General features: G+C 60.6%; 15 protein-coding genes. 13 read left to right on the plus strand and 2 right to left on the minus strand.

What is annotated here, in order from left to right; translation table 11 throughout:
* Positions 1–107 precede the first annotated feature (107 nt).
* Positions 108–473, plus strand: coding sequence for a hypothetical protein (locus tag C4K40_RS08645; RefSeq protein ID WP_053135017.1), 366 nt, complete (start codon positions 108–110; stop codon positions 471–473).
* Positions 474–482: 9 nt separating this feature from the next.
* On the opposite strand, the gene C4K40_RS08650 is transcribed toward C4K40_RS08645, so the two are convergent.
* Entirely contained in the window at positions 483–2,036 is a 1,554-nt protein-coding gene (locus C4K40_RS08650) for a beta (1-6) glucans synthase (RefSeq protein WP_053135014.1), read from the minus strand.
* Between the two features lie 316 nt (positions 2,037–2,352).
* Here C4K40_RS08650 and C4K40_RS08655 point away from each other — a divergent pair, with 316 nt between their 5' ends.
* The 3 genes from C4K40_RS08655 (at position 2,353) to C4K40_RS08665 (ending at position 5,358) form a co-directional block, all read left to right on the plus strand.
* Positions 2,353–3,201: a glycine betaine ABC transporter substrate-binding protein gene (locus tag C4K40_RS08655; protein ID WP_053135012.1), complete on the plus strand. Its 849-nt coding sequence runs from the start codon at positions 2,353–2,355 to the stop codon at positions 3,199–3,201.
* Positions 3,202–3,391: 190 nt separating this feature from the next.
* A complete protein-coding gene (locus C4K40_RS08660) occupies positions 3,392–3,703 on the plus strand; it encodes a DUF485 domain-containing protein (protein ID WP_022643099.1) in 312 nt (103 codons plus the stop codon).
* Entirely contained in the window at positions 3,700–5,358 is a 1,659-nt protein-coding gene (locus C4K40_RS08665; RefSeq protein ID WP_022643100.1) for a cation acetate symporter, read from the plus strand. The genes C4K40_RS08660 and C4K40_RS08665 overlap by 4 nt, the downstream gene beginning before the upstream one ends.
* Before the next feature lie 273 nt (positions 5,359–5,631).
* On the opposite strand, the gene gltA is transcribed toward C4K40_RS08665, so the two are convergent.
* Positions 5,632–6,921 (minus strand): citrate synthase, encoded by a 1,290-nt coding sequence (gene gltA / locus C4K40_RS08670; protein ID WP_022643101.1) that lies wholly within the window; start codon positions 6,919–6,921, stop codon positions 5,632–5,634.
* A 363-nt stretch (positions 6,922–7,284) separates the two neighbouring features.
* On the opposite strand from gltA, the gene sdhC reads away from it, so the two are divergent.
* From sdhC to sucD, 9 genes are all read left to right on the plus strand, one after another.
* On the plus strand, positions 7,285–7,659 hold the full coding sequence (gene sdhC / locus C4K40_RS08675; RefSeq protein WP_011060048.1) for a succinate dehydrogenase, cytochrome b556 subunit: 375 nt from the start codon (positions 7,285–7,287) through the stop codon (positions 7,657–7,659).
* Positions 7,653–8,021 carry a succinate dehydrogenase, hydrophobic membrane anchor protein gene (sdhD, locus tag C4K40_RS08680; protein WP_022643102.1) on the plus strand — a complete coding sequence of 123 codons (369 nt, stop codon included), beginning with the start codon at positions 7,653–7,655 and terminating at the stop codon, positions 8,019–8,021. The genes sdhC and sdhD overlap by 7 nt, the downstream gene beginning before the upstream one ends.
* Before the next feature lie 3 nt (positions 8,022–8,024).
* The gene (gene sdhA, locus C4K40_RS08685) at positions 8,025–9,797 is read left to right on the plus strand and encodes a succinate dehydrogenase flavoprotein subunit (protein WP_022643103.1); all 1,773 of its coding nucleotides are present in this window, start codon (positions 8,025–8,027) and stop codon (positions 9,795–9,797) included.
* Positions 9,798–9,808: 11 nt separating this feature from the next.
* A complete protein-coding gene (locus tag C4K40_RS08690) occupies positions 9,809–10,513 on the plus strand; it encodes a succinate dehydrogenase iron-sulfur subunit (protein ID WP_022643104.1) in 705 nt (234 codons plus the stop codon).
* A gap of 262 nt (positions 10,514–10,775) precedes the next feature.
* Complete coding sequence (locus tag C4K40_RS08695; protein WP_031321213.1) at positions 10,776–13,607, plus strand: 2-oxoglutarate dehydrogenase E1 component; 2,832 nt, start codon at positions 10,776–10,778, stop codon at positions 13,605–13,607.
* A gap of 42 nt (positions 13,608–13,649) precedes the next feature.
* Entirely contained in the window at positions 13,650–14,873 is a 1,224-nt protein-coding gene (gene odhB / locus C4K40_RS08700) for a 2-oxoglutarate dehydrogenase complex dihydrolipoyllysine-residue succinyltransferase (RefSeq protein ID WP_022643106.1), read from the plus strand.
* 100 nt (positions 14,874–14,973) lie between these two features.
* Positions 14,974–16,410 carry a dihydrolipoyl dehydrogenase gene (gene lpdA / locus C4K40_RS08705; protein WP_053135009.1) on the plus strand — a complete coding sequence of 479 codons (1,437 nt, stop codon included), beginning with the start codon at positions 14,974–14,976 and terminating at the stop codon, positions 16,408–16,410.
* A gap of 229 nt (positions 16,411–16,639) precedes the next feature.
* The gene (gene sucC, locus C4K40_RS08710; RefSeq protein ID WP_022643107.1) at positions 16,640–17,806 is read left to right on the plus strand and encodes an ADP-forming succinate--CoA ligase subunit beta; all 1,167 of its coding nucleotides are present in this window, start codon (positions 16,640–16,642) and stop codon (positions 17,804–17,806) included.
* Positions 17,806–18,687 carry a succinate--CoA ligase subunit alpha gene (gene sucD, locus C4K40_RS08715; protein WP_022643108.1) on the plus strand — a complete coding sequence of 294 codons (882 nt, stop codon included), beginning with the start codon at positions 17,806–17,808 and terminating at the stop codon, positions 18,685–18,687. Before sucC ends, sucD begins: the two co-directional genes overlap by 1 nt.
* Positions 18,688–18,979: the final 292 nt, after the last annotated feature.

The raw sequence follows: 18,979 nt of genomic DNA on the forward strand, positions 1-18,979 counted from the left end.
GACGATACACGTTGCCACCCTCGGCTGAATAGCTATGCGTGCATGGTGCTTGCCAAGTGTTTCCGGGGGATTATGCTGGGCGCCGTTTTGATTGCCTGGAGTGCCCCATGTCTCGCCGCTTTCCCCTGTTCTTGCTGCTGTTGGCCCTGGTGCTGTGGCTGGCCGCCAGCTATGGCCTGCGCTATGGCTTCATGGAGGATGCCCGCTGGGTGGGCGTATGCATCGATGAGGCCGGCCGCTGGGAGTGCTCGTTGCGCTCCAGCCTGGGTTGGATGATTCATTTCAAGGTATTGGGCTGGAGCGCCCTGGGCGCGGCGTTGCTGGCTTTCGTCGTGCCAGGGCGGCTGGGCTGGGGGCTGGCGCTGCTGGCCATGGCGGCCGGGATCCCGGCCCTGGTGCTGTACAACACCAGCCTGGCGGTGTTCGCCCTGGTGATCGCCAGCCTGCGCCTGGTGCGCGCTCCTCGCCCCTAGCCGGGCGGATCAGCCGACCCGCGCCCGCAAGCTGCGCCACAGCGCGGCGACCAGCAGCAGGCCGACCAGGGCCCAGCCCCAGGCCTGCTGGTTGGCCAGGCCTTCCTGGTACAGCTGCGGCGCGATGCCGGCACCGATGATGAAGGTCAGCAGGGCGACCTCGCGCCGTGGTACTCGCACCGGTCGGCAGAGGAAGGCCAGGGCCGGCACCAGCAGGGCGGCGCTGGGGAAGCTGCGATAGCGTGGATCGAACACCAGCTCGAGCATCATCACCGCCGCGGCGAAACCGGCTGCCGCCAGGAGCCAGCCGGCACGCTTTTCCAGGATGCTGAACAGCCGCCGGCGCCAGCCTTCACGCGAGCCAAGGGCCAACGCGGCGTGGGCCAGGACCAACAGGTTCAGGCCCAGCAGCAGGGCGGCCCAGGCCCACTCGCTGGCGAAGCGACTGGTGACCCGAGTCAATTCGGCGAAGGTGCCGATGCTGCAGGCCGCCACGGCACCCAGCAGTGGCAGAAGGACGGCCGCCCGAGTGCTGCCGACCCTGCCTCCCAGCAGCAGGGTACCGCCCAGGAGCGCCGCTCCCAGGCCCAGCCACAGGGGCCAGTAGGGCAGGTTGGATACCGGACCTTCGAGGATCCCCTTGTCTTGGCGATCGGCGTCGAACAGCCCCCAGTAACCACCGACCGCGCCTTCGCTGGCGCGTTTCCAGGGTTGGTCGAAGGCCTCGATCAGGTTGTAGTGCCAGCCATTCTGCTCGGCCAGGGCGACGAAACCGCGGATGAACCGGGCTTCGTTGACCCGGCTGGGGATCGCGGTCTCGCGCTGGCGACCTTCGCTGGGCCAGCCGGTCTCGCCGATCAGCACGTCCTTGGGGGCGAAGCGGTTACCGAACACCTGGCGTACCTGGGCCACATGGTCCAGGGCCACGTCGATGTTCGATGGATCGTCTTCCCAGTAGGGCAGCAGGTGGATGGTCAGGAAGTCCACGGTCGGGGCCACTTCCGGGTGCTTGAGCCAGAACTCCCAGACATCGGCGTAGGTCACTGGCTGCTTGACGTTGTGCTTGACCTTGGTGATCAGCCGGGCCAGTTGGGCGCCGGTGATTTCCTTGCGCAGCAGTGCCTCGTTGCCGACGATCACCGCGCTGATCACATCCGGGTTGGCGTTGGCCGAGGCGATCAGCAGGTCCACCTCTCTTTCGTTATCCGCCGGGTTGCTGTTGATCCAGGCTCCGATCATCAGCTTCAGGCCGTGCTTGCGCGCCAGCTCCGGCAGGGCCTCCAGGCCGCTCATGGAATAGGTGCGGATGCACTCGAAGCGGGTCGCCAGCAGCGCCAGGTCGGCGTCCATGCGCTCGGGGCGCAGCTTGAGCGGCTGGTCGAACGGCGACTGGTCCTTGTCGAACGGAGTGTAGGAGGCGCATTGCAGCTTGTGGCTGGCGCTGGCGACGTCGGGCAACTGCACCGGCCGGCCGAGGCCGTACCAGTAGCTGCACAGGGCCAGCAGGGCGATCAGGCAGGCGCACAGGTAGGCGAGGAGGGGGAAGCGTGGAGTGGCGGGCATGGTCAGGCCGTCAGGGGGACAAAGCCGGGCATCTTACCTGTATTCGGTTGTGCCTTGGGGCTGTCATGCGAAGTTCGCGCAGGCTTGTCGTCGCGGGGAGCAGGGACGGCTACTGGCTTTCTGATGTCGCTGACTGTTGCCTTGAGGTCGTAGTCAGAGCAGGTCGCCGCTGGTGGCGGGTTGATGATCCAGGCATCAGTACTCCGCTGATGATCGAACGTGTTTGCGGTCGGGCGTGATGGAGGCGCCGAGCACCATAACCATACGTTGATGTGCCCGGCAACTGCCCGGCACTGCACTTTTCGGGGAAGTAACGATGAAGATGCGACGACTCTTAGGCGCAGGTGCCGCAATGGTACTTGCCATCAGCTCCACCTTGGCCAGCGCCGACAGCAAGACCCTGAGCATCGGCTATGTCGACGGCTGGTCCGACAGCGTGGCGACGACCCATGTGGCGGCGGAGGTGATCAAGAAGCTCGGTTATGACGTCAAGCTGCAGGCCGTGGCGACCGGGATCATGTGGCAGGGCGTGGCCACCGGCAAGCTCGACGCCATGCTTTCGGCCTGGTTGCCGGTGACCCATGGCGAGTACTGGGCCAAGAACAAGGACAAGGTGGTGGACTATGGCCCCAACTTCAAGGACGCCAAGATCGGCCTGATCGTGCCGGAGTACGTCAAGGCCAAGTCCATCGCTGACCTGAAGGGCGATGCCAGCTTCAAGAACAAGATCGTCGGGATCGATGCCGGCTCAGGGGTGATGCTCAAGACCGACCAGGCGATCAAGGACTATGGGCTGGACTACAAGCTGCAGGCCAGTTCCGGGGCGGCGATGATCGCCGAGCTGACCCGCGCCGAGGAAAAACAGGATTCCATCGCGGTGACCGGCTGGGTGCCGCACTGGATGTTCGCCAAATGGAAACTGCGCTTCCTCGAGGATCCCAAGGGCGTGTATGGCGCCGCCGAGACCGTCAACAGCATCGGCAGCAAGGAACTGGAGAAGAAGGCGCCTGAGGTGGCGGCGTTCCTGAAGAAGTTCCAGTGGGCGTCGAAAGACGAAATCGGCGAAGTGATGCTGGCCATCCAGGAGGGCGCCAAGCCTGATGCGGCGGCCAAGGACTGGGTGGGCAAGCACCCGGAGCGGGTGGCCGAGTGGACCGCTAAATAGTAGCGCAGCGTCTATTTCAAGGGTCTTGGGGGTGTCTGCGACGGCGTCGCGGATGCCCCCGTTTTTTTGCGGGGGAGAATTGGCGCGGGGGTTAATGTCGTTCTAATACTAAGGTCGTCTAGAACGCGTTTGAGAGCTGCATAGAGTGGATTAGGTTCCACCTAAAATCTGTGCTGCGAGGATAAAAACAATGAACGACAGCATTTACCTCTCGATTCAAAACAGCCCACGCTTCAAGGAGCTGGTGAGCAAACGGGAGCGGTTCGCCTGGATTCTTTCGGCGATCATGCTTGGGCTTTACTCGGCTTTCATCTTGTTGATCGCCTATGGACCCCAGATCCTGGGGAGCAAACTCAGTCCTTCATCATCCATCACCTGGGGCATTCCCATCGGTGTCGGCTTGATTGTCTCGGCCTTCATCCTGACGGCCATCTATGTCCGGCGCGCCAACGGTGAGTTCGACGAGCTGAACAACGCGATCCTGAAGGAGGCTCAGCAATGATCCGCCGTCTATTCGCAGCGCTCGGCCTGGCCGCTTTCGCTCCCGCTCTGTGGGCCGCAGACGCCCTGACGGGAGAAGTCCACAAGCAACCTCTCAACGTATCGGCGATCGTGATGTTCGTGGTGTTCGTCGGTGCCACCCTGTGCATCACCTACTGGGCTTCCAAGCGCAACAAGTCGGCTGCCGACTATTACGCGGCGGGCGGCAAGATCACCGGCTTCCAGAACGGCCTGGCAATTGCCGGCGACTACATGTCGGCGGCGTCCTTCCTGGGGATTTCCGCTCTGGTGTTCACCTCCGGCTATGACGGGCTGATCTACTCCATCGGCTTTTTGGTGGGCTGGCCGATCATTTTGTTCCTGATCGCCGAACGCTTGCGCAACCTGGGCAAGTACACCTTCGCCGACGTGGCGTCCTATCGCCTCGGGCAAACCCAGATCCGCACCCTGTCGGCCTGTGGTTCGCTGGTGGTAGTGGCGTTCTACCTGATCGCGCAGATGGTGGGTGCCGGCAAGCTGATCCAGCTGCTGTTCGGTCTCGATTACCACGTGGCGGTGATCCTGGTGGGCATCCTGATGTGCCTGTACGTATTGTTCGGCGGCATGCTGGCCACTACCTGGGTACAGATCATCAAGGCGGTGCTGTTGCTCTCCGGCGCATCGTTCATGGCGTTGATGGTGATGAAGCACGTGGGCTTCGACTTCAACGTGCTGTTCTCCGAAGCGATCAAGGTCCACCCCAAGGGTGAGGCGATCATGAGCCCGGGTGGCCTGGTGAAGGATCCGATCTCGGCGTTCTCCCTGGGCCTGGCGCTGATGTTCGGTACCGCCGGCCTGCCGCATATCCTGATGCGCTTCTTCACCGTGAGCGACGCCAAGGAAGCTCGCAAGAGCGTGCTCTATGCCACTGGTTTCATCGGCTACTTCTACATCCTGACCTTCATCATCGGCTTTGGCGCGATCTTGCTGGTGAGTACCAATCCGGACTTCAAGGACGCCGCAGGCGCCTTGCTGGGCGGTAACAACATGGCGGCGGTGCACCTGGCCAATGCGGTGGGCGGCAGCGTATTCCTGGGCTTCATCTCGGCGGTGGCCTTCGCCACCATCCTGGCTGTGGTGGCGGGCCTGACCCTGGCCGGTGCTTCGGCGGTGTCCCATGACCTGTATGCCAGCGTGATCAAGAAGGGCAAGGCCAACGAGAAGGACGAGATCCGCGTCTCCAAGATCACCACTGTGACCCTGGGCGTGCTGGCCATCGGCCTGGGCATCCTGTTCGAGAGCCAGAACATCGCGTTCATGGTGGGCCTGGCGTTCTCCATCGCTGCCAGCTGCAACTTCCCGGTACTGCTGCTTTCCATGTACTGGAAGAAACTCACTACCCGTGGCGCCATGATCGGTGGCTGGATGGGCCTGGTGAGCGCAGTGGCGCTGATGATCCTCGGTCCGACCATCTGGGTGCAGATTCTGCATCATGAGAAGCCGATCTACCCGTACGAGTACCCGGCGCTGTTCTCGATGATCATCGCCTTCGTCGGTATCTGGTTCTTCTCCATCACCGACAAGTCGGCGGCAGCGGCCAATGAGCGGGCGCTGTTCTTCCCGCAGTTCGTGCGTTCGCAGACCGGCCTCGGTGCCAGTGGGGCGGTGTCGCACTAAGTTCCTGGCACTGGGCTTCTATCTATATAGGGGCTCGATGATGGCGAAATGCCCTGGTCGCAAGGCCAGGGCATTTTTATTGGCCGTGGATCTGCTGGTTGCGTCGGGTGGGGAGGTGCCGGTGTCAGGGGGCGGCAGAGAGCTTGTACAGGCGCTTGCGCTGATGGCTGCAGGCCATGTGCCGTGGTCGGGGGGAAGGGGAGGGGGAAAAGAATACGGCCCCTGTTCAGGGGCCGTATGCGATGTAGCTAAGACGGGAGCGCAAGGCCGGTCTTACTTGCGGTCTTCCAGCTTGGTGATGTCGCGCGACTCGTAGCCGGTGTACAGCTGGCGAGGACGGCCGATCTTGTAAGGGCTGGAGAGCATTTCCTTCCAGTGGGAGATCCAGCCGACGGTACGCGCCAGGGCGAAGATCACGGTGAACATGCTGGTTGGAATGCCGATCGCCTTGAGGATGATCCCCGAGTAGAAGTCGACGTTCGGGTACAGCGAGCGCTCGATGAAGTACGGGTCGGTCAGGGCGATCTCTTCCAGGCGCATGGCCAGTTCGAGTTGTGGATCGTTGTTGATGCCCAGTTCCTTGAGGACCTCGTCGCAGGTCTGCTTCATCACGGTGGCGCGTGGGTCGCGGTTCTTGTAGACGCGGTGGCCGAAGCCCATGAGCTTGAACGGATCGTTCTTGTCCTTGGCCTTGGCGATGAACTTGTCGATGTTCGAGACGTCGCCGATTTCATCGAGCATGGTCAGCACGGCTTCGTTCGCACCGCCGTGGGCAGGACCCCAGAGGGCCGCGATACCGGCAGCGATACAGGCGAACGGGTTGGCGCCCGAGGAGCCCGCCAGGCGCACGGTGGAAGTGGAGGCGTTCTGCTCGTGGTCGGCATGGAGGATGAAGATCCGGTCCATCGCCTTGGCCAGCACCGGGCTGATCGGTTTGATCTCGCACGGGGTGTTGAACATCATGTGCAGGAAGTTCTCCGCGTACGACAGGTCGTTGCGCGGATACATCATCGGTTGGCCCATGGAGTACTTGTAGACCATCGCTGCCAGGGTCGGCATCTTGGCGACCAGGCGCACGGCGGAGATCTCGCGGTGCTGCGGGTTATTGATGTCCAGGGAGTCGTGGTAGAACGCCGAGAGGGCGCCGACTACGCCGCACATGACGGCCATCGGGTGGGCGTCGCGACGGAAGCCGTTGAAGAAGCTCTTCAGCTGCTCGTGAACCATGGTGTGGTTCTTCACGGTGCTGACGAACTGGGCCTTCTGCTCGGCATTGGGTAGTTCGCCGTTGAGCAGCAGGTAGCAGGTTTCCAGGTAGTCCGATTTCTCGGCCAGCTGTTCGATCGGGTAGCCGCGGTGCAGCAGGATACCCTGGTCGCCGTCGATATAGGTGATCTTCGACTCGCAGGAGGCGGTCGACATGAAACCGGGGTCGAAAGTGAAGCGGCCCGTGGCCGTCAGGCCCCTAACATCGATTACATCGGGACCAACGGTGCCGGTTAAAATGGGCAGCTCGACGGGGGCTGCGCCCTCGATGATCAACTGCGCTTTTTTGTCAGCCATGTGGCCTCCTATTTATGCTTGAAATCATCAGACAGACCCCCCACGCAGGGCCCGCACCACTATAGTGGGATAAATCTGAATGTCAATTTGCCTAAAGTCTTGTCCCAGAAGGCTTTGAGAGGGATTTTTTAGCGAAATTCACTGCCATTTACGCCTTTTATAAAGCTAACGCAATCAGCTATTAGGGGAAGGCGTTTGCGTTGTCATTAGTAGCCTAACTGTCTATACTCGGCCACCGACCGCCATGGGCTTCTGGGCCTGTTTTGATGGGGGTCGCACTCCCTGGGTGGTGGTTACCTGACCAGTGCACTCCCCAACAACTTTGCCCTGATTGTTAGGGGCTCTTCAGTGTGAAAAAAAGCCGTGAATAGCCAACGACCTGTAAACCTAGACCTAAGGACCATCAAACTCCCCATTACCGGCGTTACGTCGTTTCTCCACCGTGTTTCCGGCATCATCCTCTTCCTGGGCATCGGCATCATGCTGTACGCATTGAGCAAGTCCCTGGGCTCCGAGGAAGGTTATGCCGAGGTGAAGGCGTGCTTGACCAGTCCGCTGGCCAAATTCGTTGCATGGGGCCTCCTGTCCGCCTTGCTGTATCACTTGGTGGCCGGTGTACGCCATCTGATTATGGACATGGGCATCGGTGAGACGCTGGAAGGCGGCAAGCTGGGCTCGAAAATCGTTATCGCCGTATCCGTGGTGGTAATCGTTCTGGCGGGAGTTTGGATATGGTAACCAGCGTTACGAACCTGTCGCGTTCGGGCCTTTATGACTGGATGGCGCAGCGTGTCTCTGCGGTCGTTCTCGCGGCTTATTTCATTTTTTTGATCGGGTACCTCGTAGCGAATCCGGGCATTGACTACACCCAGTGGCATGGCCTGTTCGCAAACAACTGGATGCGTATCTTCAGTCTGCTGGCCCTGGTGGCCCTTGGCGCTCACGCCTGGGTCGGCATGTGGACCATCTCGACCGACTACCTGACGCATATGGCGCTGGGCAAGTCGGCGACAGCGGTACGTTTCCTTTTCCAGGCAGTATGCGGCGTCGCAATGTTCGCTTACTTCGTCTGGGGTGTGCAGATTCTCTGGGGTATCTGATTCATGGCTAACATTCCAACCATTTCTTTCGACGCCATCATCATTGGCGGCGGTGGCGCCGGCATGCGTGCCGCACTGCAGCTGGCCCAGGGCGGTCACAAGACTGCTGTAGTCACCAAGGTGTTCCCGACCCGCTCGCACACTGTATCCGCCCAGGGTGGCATCACCTGCGCCATCGCTTCGGCCGACCCGAACGATGACTGGCGCTGGCACATGTACGATACCGTCAAGGGTTCCGACTACATCGGTGACCAGGACGCTATCGAATACATGTGTCAGGAAGGCCCGGCCGCGGTCTTCGAGCTGGATCACATGGGCCTGCCGTTCTCCCGTACCGAAACTGGTCGTATCTACCAGCGTCCGTTCGGCGGTCAGTCCAAGGACTTCGGTAAAGGTGGCCAGGCCGCCCGTACCTGTGCCGCTTCCGACCGCACCGGTCACGCACTGCTGCACACCCTGTACCAGGGCAACCTGAAGGCCGGCACCACTTTCCTCAACGAGTACTACGCAGTTGACCTGGTGAAGAACCAGGATGGCGCGTTCGTTGGTGTGATCGCGATCTGCATCGAAACCGGCGAAACCCTGTACATCAAGTCCAAGGCCACCGTTCTGGCCACTGGCGGTGCGGGTCGTATCTACGCCTCGACCACCAATGCCCTGATCAACACCGGCGACGGCGTGGGCATGGCCCTGCGGGCCGGCGTTCCGGTGCAGGACATCGAGATGTGGCAGTTCCACCCGACCGGTATCGCCGGCGCAGGTGTTCTGGTTACCGAGGGTTGCCGCGGCGAAGGTGGCTACCTGATCAACAAGCACGGCGAGCGCTTCATGGAGCGTTATGCTCCGAACGCCAAGGACCTGGCTGGCCGCGACGTAGTGGCGCGCTCCATGGTCAAGGAAATCATCGCTGGCAACGGTTGTGGTCCTAACGGCGACCACGTGATGCTCAAGCTGGACCACCTGGGCGAGGAAGTGCTGCACAGCCGCCTGCCAGGTATCTGCGAGCTGTCCAAGACCTTCGCCCACGTCGACCCTGTAGTCGCTCCGGTTCCGGTCGTGCCTACCTGCCACTACATGATGGGCGGCGTTGCCACCAACATCCATGGCCAGGCCATCACTCAGAACGCCGCTGGCGAAGACACCATCATCCCTGGCCTGTTCGCAGTGGGTGAAGTGGCTTGCGTATCGGTACACGGTGCCAACCGCCTGGGCGGCAACTCGCTGCTGGACCTGGTGGTATTCGGTCGTGCGGCTGGCCTGCACCTGGAAAAAGCGCTGACCGACGGTATCGAATACCGCGATGCCAGCGATACCGATGTGGACGTTGCCCTGAGCCGCCTGGCCAAGCTCAACGAGCGTACCACCGGCGAAGACGTCGCCAGCCTGCGTCGCGAACTGCAGAGCTGCATGCAGAACTACTTCGGTGTATTCCGTACCGGCGAGTACATGCAGAAGGGTATTGCCCAACTGGCCGACCTGCGTGAGCGCATCGCCAACGTCAAGATCAACGACAAATCCATGGCGTTCAATACTGCCCGTATCGAAGCTCTGGAACTGCAAAACCTGCTGGAAGTGGCTGAAGCCACCGCCATCGCCGCTGAAGTGCGTAAAGAGTCCCGCGGAGCTCACGCCCGTGAAGACTACGAAGATCGCGACGATGAAAACTGGCTGTGCCACACCCTGTACTTCCCGGGTGAGAAGCGCGTTGCCAAGCGTGGTGTTAACTTCTCGCCGAAAACCGTACCGGCTTTCGAGCCTAAAGTCCGGACTTACTAAGGGTGGCAGTCATGTTGCAAGTCGAAGTTTATCGTTACAACCCTGACACCGACTCTGCCCCGAAAACCCAGGTTTTCCAGGTCGATACCGGTGGCAAGGACCTGATGGTGCTGGACGTGCTGGCGCTGATCAAGGAGCAGGACGAGGGTTTCTCCTACCGTCGCTCCTGCCGTGAAGGCGTTTGCGGTTCCGACGGCATGAACATCAACGGCAAGAACGGCCTGGCGTGCATCACGCCGCTGTCCGCCGTGGTCAAGAAGAACAAGCTGGTCATCCGTCCTCTGCCAGGCCTGCCAGTTATCCGTGACCTGGTCGTCGATATGAGCATCTTCTACAAGCAATACGAGAAGGTGAAGCCATTCCTGCAGAACGATACTCCGGCTCCGGCCATCGAGCGTCTGCAGTCGCCGGAAGAACGTGAGAAGCTCGACGGTCTGTACGAGTGCATCCTGTGCGCCTGCTGCTCGACCTCTTGCCCATCCTTCTGGTGGAACCCGGACAAGTTCCTGGGCCCAGCCGCTCTGCTGCAAGCCTATCGCTTCCTGGCAGACAGCCGCGACACCAAGACTTCCGAGCGCCTGGCTTCGCTGGATGACCCGTTCAGCGTATTCCGCTGCCGTGGCATCATGAACTGCGTCAACGTTTGTCCGAAAGGCCTGAACCCGACTAAGGCCATCGGTCACATTCGTAACATGCTGCTGCAGAGCGGCGTGTGATTCAGCTGTTGTACCCGTAGGACCGCTGTACCGTAAAAGCCGAGGCGCGGGCTTCAACCCGCGTCCTGGCTCTAACCTGAGCAGCAGCTCACGAAGTGGCTGCTCTATATTTTGAAGAAATGAGACAAGCAGGGGCATCCGGGCTGGTACCCGGACTATCAGCGTGATCCTAAGTGGCTTGTTTTGGTCGCTGCATTCGGACTTCTGCAAGCTTGCTCGGTGTCGTCGCCGGTGGTGTTCCCCTAACCGAGGGTGACCAAGCATGCAAGAAAGCGTGATGCAGCGCATGTGGAACAGCGCCTACCTATCCGGTAGCAACGCTGCATATGTGGAAGAGCTCTACGAGCTCTACCTGCACGACCCTAACGCTGTGCCAGAAGAGTGGCGCACTTACTTTGATAAGTTGCCTACCGACGGCAACACTGCCATCGATGTTTCGCACTCGACGATCCGCGATCATTTCGTCTTGCTGGCAAAGAACCAGCGCCGCGCCCAACCGGTTTCCGCCGGGAGCGTGAGCAGTGAGCACGAGAAGAAGCAAGTTGAAGTGCTGCGATTGATCCAGGCCTATCGGATGCGTGGCCACCAGGCATCCCAGCTGGACCCGCTGGGACTGTGGCAGCGTCCTGCACCTGCAGACCTGTCGATCAATCATTACGGCTTGACCAATGCCGATCTTGATACGACCTTCCGTGCCGGCGACCTGTTCATCGGCAAAGAGGAAGCGAGCCTACGCGAAATTCACGAAGCGTTGCAGCAGACATATTGCCGCACCATCGGCGCTGAATTTACGCACATCACCGATTCCGAGCAGCGCCACTGGTTCCAGCAACGTCTGGAAAGCGTACGTGGCCGCCCAGCCTATTCGGCTGATATCAAGAGCCACCTGCTCGAGCGCGTAACCGCGGCGGAAGGCCTGGAGAAGTACCTGGGCACCAAATACCCGGGCACCAAGCGCTTCGGCCTGGAAGGCGGCGAAAGCCTGATCCCGATGCTCGACGAGCTGATCCAGCGCTCCGGCTCCTACGGCACCAAGGAAGTCGTGATCGGCATGGCCCACCGTGGCCGCCTGAACGTGCTGGTCAACACCTTCGGCAAGAACCCGCGCGAGCTGTTCGACGAGTTCGAAGGCAAGAAGAAGGTCGAGTTGGGTTCCGGTGACGTGAAGTATCACCAGGGCTTCTCCTCCAACGTGATGACTTCCGGTGGCGAAGTGCACCTGGCCATGGCCTTCAACCCCTCCCACCTGGAAATCGTTTCCCCGGTGGTCGAGGGTTCGGTGCGTGCCCGTCAGGACCGCCGCAACGATTCGAGCGGCGACAAGGTCCTGCCGATCTCCATCCACGGTGACGCGGCATTCGCCGGTCAGGGCGTGGTCCTGGAAACTTTCCAGATGTCGCAGACCCGCGGTTTCAAGACCGGCGGTACCGTGCATATCGTGGTCAACAACCAGGTTGGCTTCACCATCAGCAACCCGCTGGATTCGCGTTCCACCGAGTACGCCACCGACGTTGCGAAGATGATCCAGGCGCCGATCCTCCATGTGAATGGCGATGATCCGGAAGCCGTGCTGTTTGTCACCCAGCTGGCCATCGACTACCGCATGCAGTTCAAGCGTGACGTGGTCATCGACCTGGTCTGCTACCGCCGCCGTGGCCACAACGAGGCCGACGAGCCAAGCGGCACCCAGCCGCTGATGTACCAGCAGATCACCAAGCAGCGCACCACTCGCGAGCTGTATGCCGAGCGCCTGACCCAGGGCGGCGTGCTCGATGCCGAGCGCGTCCAGGCCAAGGTCGACGAGTATCGCAATGCGCTGGACAACGGCCTGCATGTGGTCAAGAGCCTGGTCAAGGAACCGAACAAGGAATTGTTCGTCGACTGGCGTCCATACCTGGGCCACACCTGGACCGCGCGTCATGACACTCGCTTCGACCTGAAGACCCTGCAGGAACTGTCCGCCAAGCTGCTGGAAGTGCCTGATAGCTTCGTGGTCCAGCGTCAGGTCTCGAAGATCTACGAAGATCGCCAGAAGATGCAAGCCGGTGGCCTGCCGATCAACTGGGGTTACGCCGAGACCATGGCCTACGCCACCCTGTTGTTCGAAGGCCACCCGATCCGCATGACCGGCCAGGACATCGGCCGCGGTACGTTCTCGCACCGCCATGCGGTCCTGCACAACCAGAAAGATGCCAGCACCTACGTGCCGCTCAAGCATCTGTTCGAAGGTCAGCCGCGTTTCGACTTGTACGACTCGTTCCTGTCGGAAGAGGCCGTGCTGGCGTTCGAATACGGCTACTCGACCACCACGCCGAATGCGCTGGTGATCTGGGAGGCCCAGTTCGGCGACTTCGCCAACGGTGCCCAGGTGGTGATCGACCAGTTCATCACCAGTGGCGAGCACAAGTGGGGTCGCCTGTGCGGCCTGACCATGCTGCTGCCGCATGGCTATGAAGGGCAAGGTCCAGAGCACTCTTCGGCACGCCTCGAGCGTTACCTGCAGTTGTGCGCCGAGCACAACATCCAGGTGTGCATGCCGACCACGCCGGCACAGATCTACCATTTGCTGCGCCGTCAGGTGATCCGTCCGCTGCGCAAGCCGCTGGTGGTCCTGACTCCGAAGTCGCTGCTGCGCCACAAGCTGGCCATCTCGACCCTGGAAGATCTGGCTGAAGGTTCGTTCCAGACCGTTATCCCGGAAATCGATGCTCTGGATCCGAAGAAGGTCGAGCGCGTGGTTCTGTGCAGCGGCAAGGTCTACTACGACCTGCTGGAAAAACGCCGTGCCGAAGGCCGCGAAGATATCGCCATCGTGCGTATCGAGCAGCTGTACCCATTCCCTGAGGACGACTTGAAGGAAGTCCTGGCTCCTTACACCAATGCCAAAGCGGCCGTCTGGTGCCAGGAAGAGCCGATGAACCAGGGCGCCTGGTACTGCAGCCAGCACCACCTGCGTCGCAGCATCAGCAACCTCAACAAGTCTCTCGTACTCGAGTACGCGGGCCGTGAGGCTTCTGCTGCTCCAGCATGTGGTTACGCATCGATGCACGCCGAGCAGCAGGAAAAACTGCTGCAAGACGCGTTTACCGTTTAACGCCTTCGCGCACCTGAAACCGAATTTAAGGAACCACAGATAATGGCTATCGAGATCAAAGCCCCCACTTTCCCGGAATCGGTTGCCGATGGCACCGTTGCCACCTGGCACAAGCAACCGGGCGACGCCGTCAAGCGTGACGAGCTGATCGTCGACATCGAGACCGACAAAGTCGTACTGGAAGTGCTGGCTACCGCCGACGGCGTGCTGGGCGCTATCGTCAAGAACGAAGGCGACACCGTTCTGTCCGACGAAGTCCTGGGCTCCATCGTAGAGGGTAGTGCTGCTGCCGCAGCTCCAGCCGCCGCAGCTGCTCCGGCTGCCGCTGCCGCTGCCCCGGCTGCTGCCGAAGGCGAAGACGATCCAATCGCCGCACCTGCTGCACGCAAGCTGGCTGAAGAAAACGGCATCAACATCGCTTCCGTTGCCGGCACCGGCAAGGGCGGTCGTGTGACCAAGGAAGACGTAGTGGCTGCCATCGCCGCCAAGAAAGCCGCTCCGGCTGCCGCGCCTGCCAAGGCTCCGGCTCCGGCCGCTGCTGCTCCGGTCTTCGCTGCCGGCGATCGCGTCGAGAAGCGCGTGCCTATGACCCGCCTGCGTGCCAAGGTTGCCGAGCGTCTGGTCGAAGCCCAGTCGAACATGGCGATGCTGACCACCTTCAACGAAGTCGACATGACCGAAGTCATGGCCCTGCGTTCGAAGTACAAGGACCTGTTCGAGAAGACCCATAACGGCGTGCGCCTGGGCTTCATGTCCTTCTTCGTGAAAGCTGCCACCGAAGCCCTGAAACGCTTCCCGGCGGTCAACGCGTCGATCGACGGTGCGGACATCGTCTACCACGGTTACTCGGACATCGGCGTCGCCGTTTCCAGCGATCGTGGCCTGGTGGTACCGGTGCTGCGCAACGCCGAGCTGATGAGCCTGGCCGAGATCGAGAACGGCATCGCCACCTTCGGCAAGAAGGCTCGCGACGGCAAGCTGTCGATGGAAGAGATGACTGGCGGTACTTTCACCATCACCAACGGTGGTACCTTCGGTTCGATGATGTCGACCCCGATCGTCAACCCGCCGCAAGCGGCCATCCTGGGCATGCACAACATCATCCAGCGTCCTATGGCGATCAACGGCCAAGTGGTCATTCGTCCGATGATGTACCTGGCACTGTCCTACGATCACCGCCTGATCGACGGTAAAGAAGCCGTGTCGTTCCTGGTGACCATCAAGAACCTGCTGGAAGATCCGGCGCGTCTGCTCCTGGACATCTAAAAAGCAGTTGCAGGCTGCAAGCGCCAAGCCACTAGCCCCTGGGCGGTGGTTTGGAACTTGTGGCTTGCAGCTTCTAGCTTGCCGTTAAAAGGAACCTTTTATGACTCAGAAATTCGACGTGGTAGTGATTGGTGCGGGCCCAGGCGGTTATGTTGCCGCCATCAAGGCCGCACAGCTTGGTCTGACGACTGCCTGCATCGAGAAGTACACCGACAAGGAGGGCAAGCTGGCCCTCGGCGGTACTTGCCTGAACGTCGGTTGCATTCCTTCCAAGGCTCTGCTGGACAGTTCCTGGAAATTCCACGAAGCCCAGGACGGTTTTGCCATCCACGGTATCAGCCACTCCGGCGTGAGCATGGACGTACCGGCCATGGTCGGTCGCAAGGCCAACATCGTCAAAGGCTTGACCAGCGGTGTCGCCACCCTGTTCAAGGCCAACGGCGTCACTTCGATCCAGGGCCACGGCAAGCTGCTGGCCGGCAAGAAAGTCGAAGTCACCAAGCCTGACGGTTCGGTCGAAGTGATCGAAGCCGAAAACGTGATCCTGGCTCCAGGTTCGCGTCCGATCGACATTCCGCCGGCTCCGGTCGACCAGAACGTGATCGTGGACTCCACCGGCGCCCTGGAATTCCAGGCAGTGCCCAAGCGTCTGGGCGTGATCGGCGCTGGCGTCATCGGTCTGGAACTGGGTTCGGTCTGGTCGCGTCTGGGCGCGCAAGTGACCGTCCTGGAAGCCCTGGACACCTTCCTGATGGCCGCTGATACCGCGGTTTCCAAGGAAGCGCTGAAGACCCTGACCAAGCAAGGCCTGGACATCAAGCTGGGCGCTCGCGTGACCGGCTCCAAGGTCAATGGCGAAGAAGTCGCGGTGACCTACACCGACGCCAATGGTGAGCAGAACATCACCTTCGACAAGCTGATCGTTGCCGTTGGTCGTCGTCCGGTGACCACTGATCTGCTGGCTGCCGACTGCGGCGTGACCCTGGACGAGCGCGGTTTCGTGCACGTTGACGATCACTGCGCCACTACCGTACCGGGCGTGTACGCCATCGGTGACGTGGTTCGCGGCATGATGCTGGCGCACAAGGCCTCGGAAGAGGGCATCATGGTTGCCGAGCGCATCAAGGGCCACAAGGCTCAGATGAACTACGACCTGATCCCGTCGGTTATCTATACTCACCCGGAAATCGCGTGGGTCGGTAAAACCGAGCAGGCCTTGAAAGCTGAAGGCGTAGAAGTTAACGTCGGCACCTTCCCGTTTGCCGCCAGCGGCCGTGCCATGGCAGCCAACGACACCGGCGGTTTCGTCAAGGTCATCGCCGATGCCAAGACTGATCGCGTATTGGGCGTCCACGTGATTGGCCCAAGCGCTGCGGAACTGGTTCAGCAAGGTGCGATCGGCATGGAATTCGGCACCAGCGCCGAAGACCTGGGCATGATGGTTTTCTCCCATCCGACCCTGTCCGAAGCCCTGCACGAAGCAGCCCTGGCTGTGAATGGCACCGCCATCCACATTGCCAACCGCAAGAAACGCTAAGCAATAATAAGAAACCACGGCGGTTGGCCCGTCGTGAGCCTTGCGCGCAAGACTCACCGCGGAATATCCGCTGGACTCGACCTCTCAGGGTAGCGCCACACACTGGACCGGGGCCCAGGCTCCGGAACCCAGGTGTGGCGCTGGTTTGAGAGTAGCGGTCACAGGTGGTGCGGCACTCATCTGGAGTGCAGCGCCGAATGCGCAGTACCTAACGAAGACGGTAAAAAGCATGAATCTTCACGAGTATCAGGGTAAGCAGCTGTTCGCTGAATACGGCCTGCCAGTATCCAAAGGCTACGCGGTAGACACCCCGGAAGAAGCAGCAGAAGCTTGCGACAAGATTGGCGGCTCCGAGTGGGTTGTCAAAGCCCAGGTTCACGCCGGTGGTCGCGGTAAAGCGGGCGGCGTCAAGCTGGTTCGCAACAAGGAAGACGCCAAGGCATTCGCACAGCAATGGCTGGGCAAGCGTCTGGTGACCTATCAGACTGACGCCAATGGCCAGCCTGTCACCAAGATCCTGGTTGAATCGTGCACTGATATCGCTAAAGAGCTGTACCTGGGCGCTGTCGTTGACCGTTCCAGCCGTCGTATCGTGTTCATGGCTTCCACCGAAGGTGGCGTGGACATCGAGAAGATCGCTCACGACACCCCAGAAAAAATTCTCAAGGCCACTATCGATCCACTGGTTGGCGCTCAGCCATTCCAGGGTCGCGAGCTGGCATTCCAACTGGGTCTGGAAGGCAAGCAAGTTGCCCAGTTCGCCAAGATCTTCGTAGGTCTGGCCAAACTGTTCCAGGATCACGATCTGGCCCTGCTGGAAGTGAACCCACTGGTAATCAAGGCCGACGGCGATCTGCACTGCCTGGACGCGAAGATCAACATCGACGCCAACGCCATGTACCGCCAGCCTAAGCTGAAGACCTTCCACGATCCGTCCCAGGACGATCCGCGCGAAGCTCACGCTGCCAAGTTCGAACTGAACTACGTAGCCCTGGACGGCAACATCGGTTGCATGGTCAACGGTGCTGGCCTGGCCATGGGTACCATGGACATCGTCAACCTGCACGGCGGCAAGCCAGCCAACTTCCTCGACGTAGGTGGTGGTGCTACCAAAGAGCGCGTGACCGAAGCCTTCAAGATCATCCTGTCCGACGCCAACGTCGCTGCAGTACTGGTCAACATCTTCGGCGGCATCGTTCGCTGCGACATGATTGCCGAAGGCATCATCGGCGCCGTGAAAGAAGTCGGCGTGAAAATCCCGGTTGTTGTTCGCCTCGAAGGCAACAACGCTGAACTGGGCGCTAAAGTACTGGCAGAAAGCGGTCTGAACATCATCGCTGCTACCAGCCTGACCGACGCTGCTCAACAAGTTGTCAAAGCTGCGGAGGGCAAATAATGAGCGTCCTGATCAATAAAGACACCAAGGTTATCTGCCAAGGTATCACCGGTTCGCAGGGTAGCTTCCACACTCAGCAAGCCATCGAATACGGCACCCAGATGGTGGGTGGCGTAACTCCAGGCAAAGGCGGCACCGAGCACCTGGGCCTGCCAGTGTTCAACACCGTCAAAGACGCTGTAGCTGCCACTGGCGCCACCGCCAGCGTGATCTACGTTCCAGCTCCTTTCTGCAAGGACTCGATCCTGGAAGCGGCTTTCGGCGGCATCAAGCTGATCGTCTGCATCACCGAAGGCATTCCTACCCTGGACATGCTGGACGCTAAAGTTAAGTGCGACGAGCTGGGCGTGACCCTGATCGGCCCTAACTGCCCAGGCGTGATCACTCCGGGCGAATGCAAGATCGGCATCATGCCAGGTCACATTCACTTGCCAGGCAAAGTCGGTATCGTTTCCCGTTCCGGCACCCTGACCTATGAAGCCGTCAAGCAGACCACTGACGCCGGTTTCGGCCAGTCCACCTGCGTCGGCATCGGTGGTGACCCGATCCCAGGCTCCAACTTCATCGACATCCTGAAGCTGTTCCAGGAAGACCCGAAGACCGAGGCGATCGTGATGATCGGCGAGATCGGCGGTTCGGCTGAAGAAGAAGCAGCTGCCTACATCAAGGCCAACGTGACCAAGCCGGTTGTTTCCTACATCGCTGGTGTGACTGCTCCTCCGGGCAAGCGCATGGGCCACGCAGGTGCAATCATCTCCGGCGGCAAAGGTACTGCGGACGAGAAGTTCGCTGCCCTGCAAGACGCTGGCGTGAAAACCGTGCGTTCGCTGGCAGACATCGGCAAGGCCCTGGCCGAGCTGACTGGCTGGACTGTCAAGTAAGCCCCGCGCTTAGCTTGCAGCCCTGCTGACAAAGGCCACCTTCGGGTGGCCTTTGTCCTTTCTGCGAGCCGCAAGCAGCCCAGGGCCAGGGCTGGAGCGAGAAGGGGATTAATACCCGCGGAAATATAGTTTCAAAAAAGCGACATTTGACATGTCGCATATAAGAAAATTCGCACCGTGGCGGTGCGTTCGTCTTACAGATTCGTTACGCTAGCCGCCTCTTTGATGTGTCTGCTACCCACAAGGCTGCGGCACGCTAAACGGGTCAGTCTTATACGGATTGACAGCATTT

Source organism: Pseudomonas sp. CMR5c, assembly GCF_003850545.1.
Classification (GTDB): Bacteria; Pseudomonadota; Gammaproteobacteria; order Pseudomonadales; family Pseudomonadaceae; genus Aquipseudomonas; species Aquipseudomonas piscis.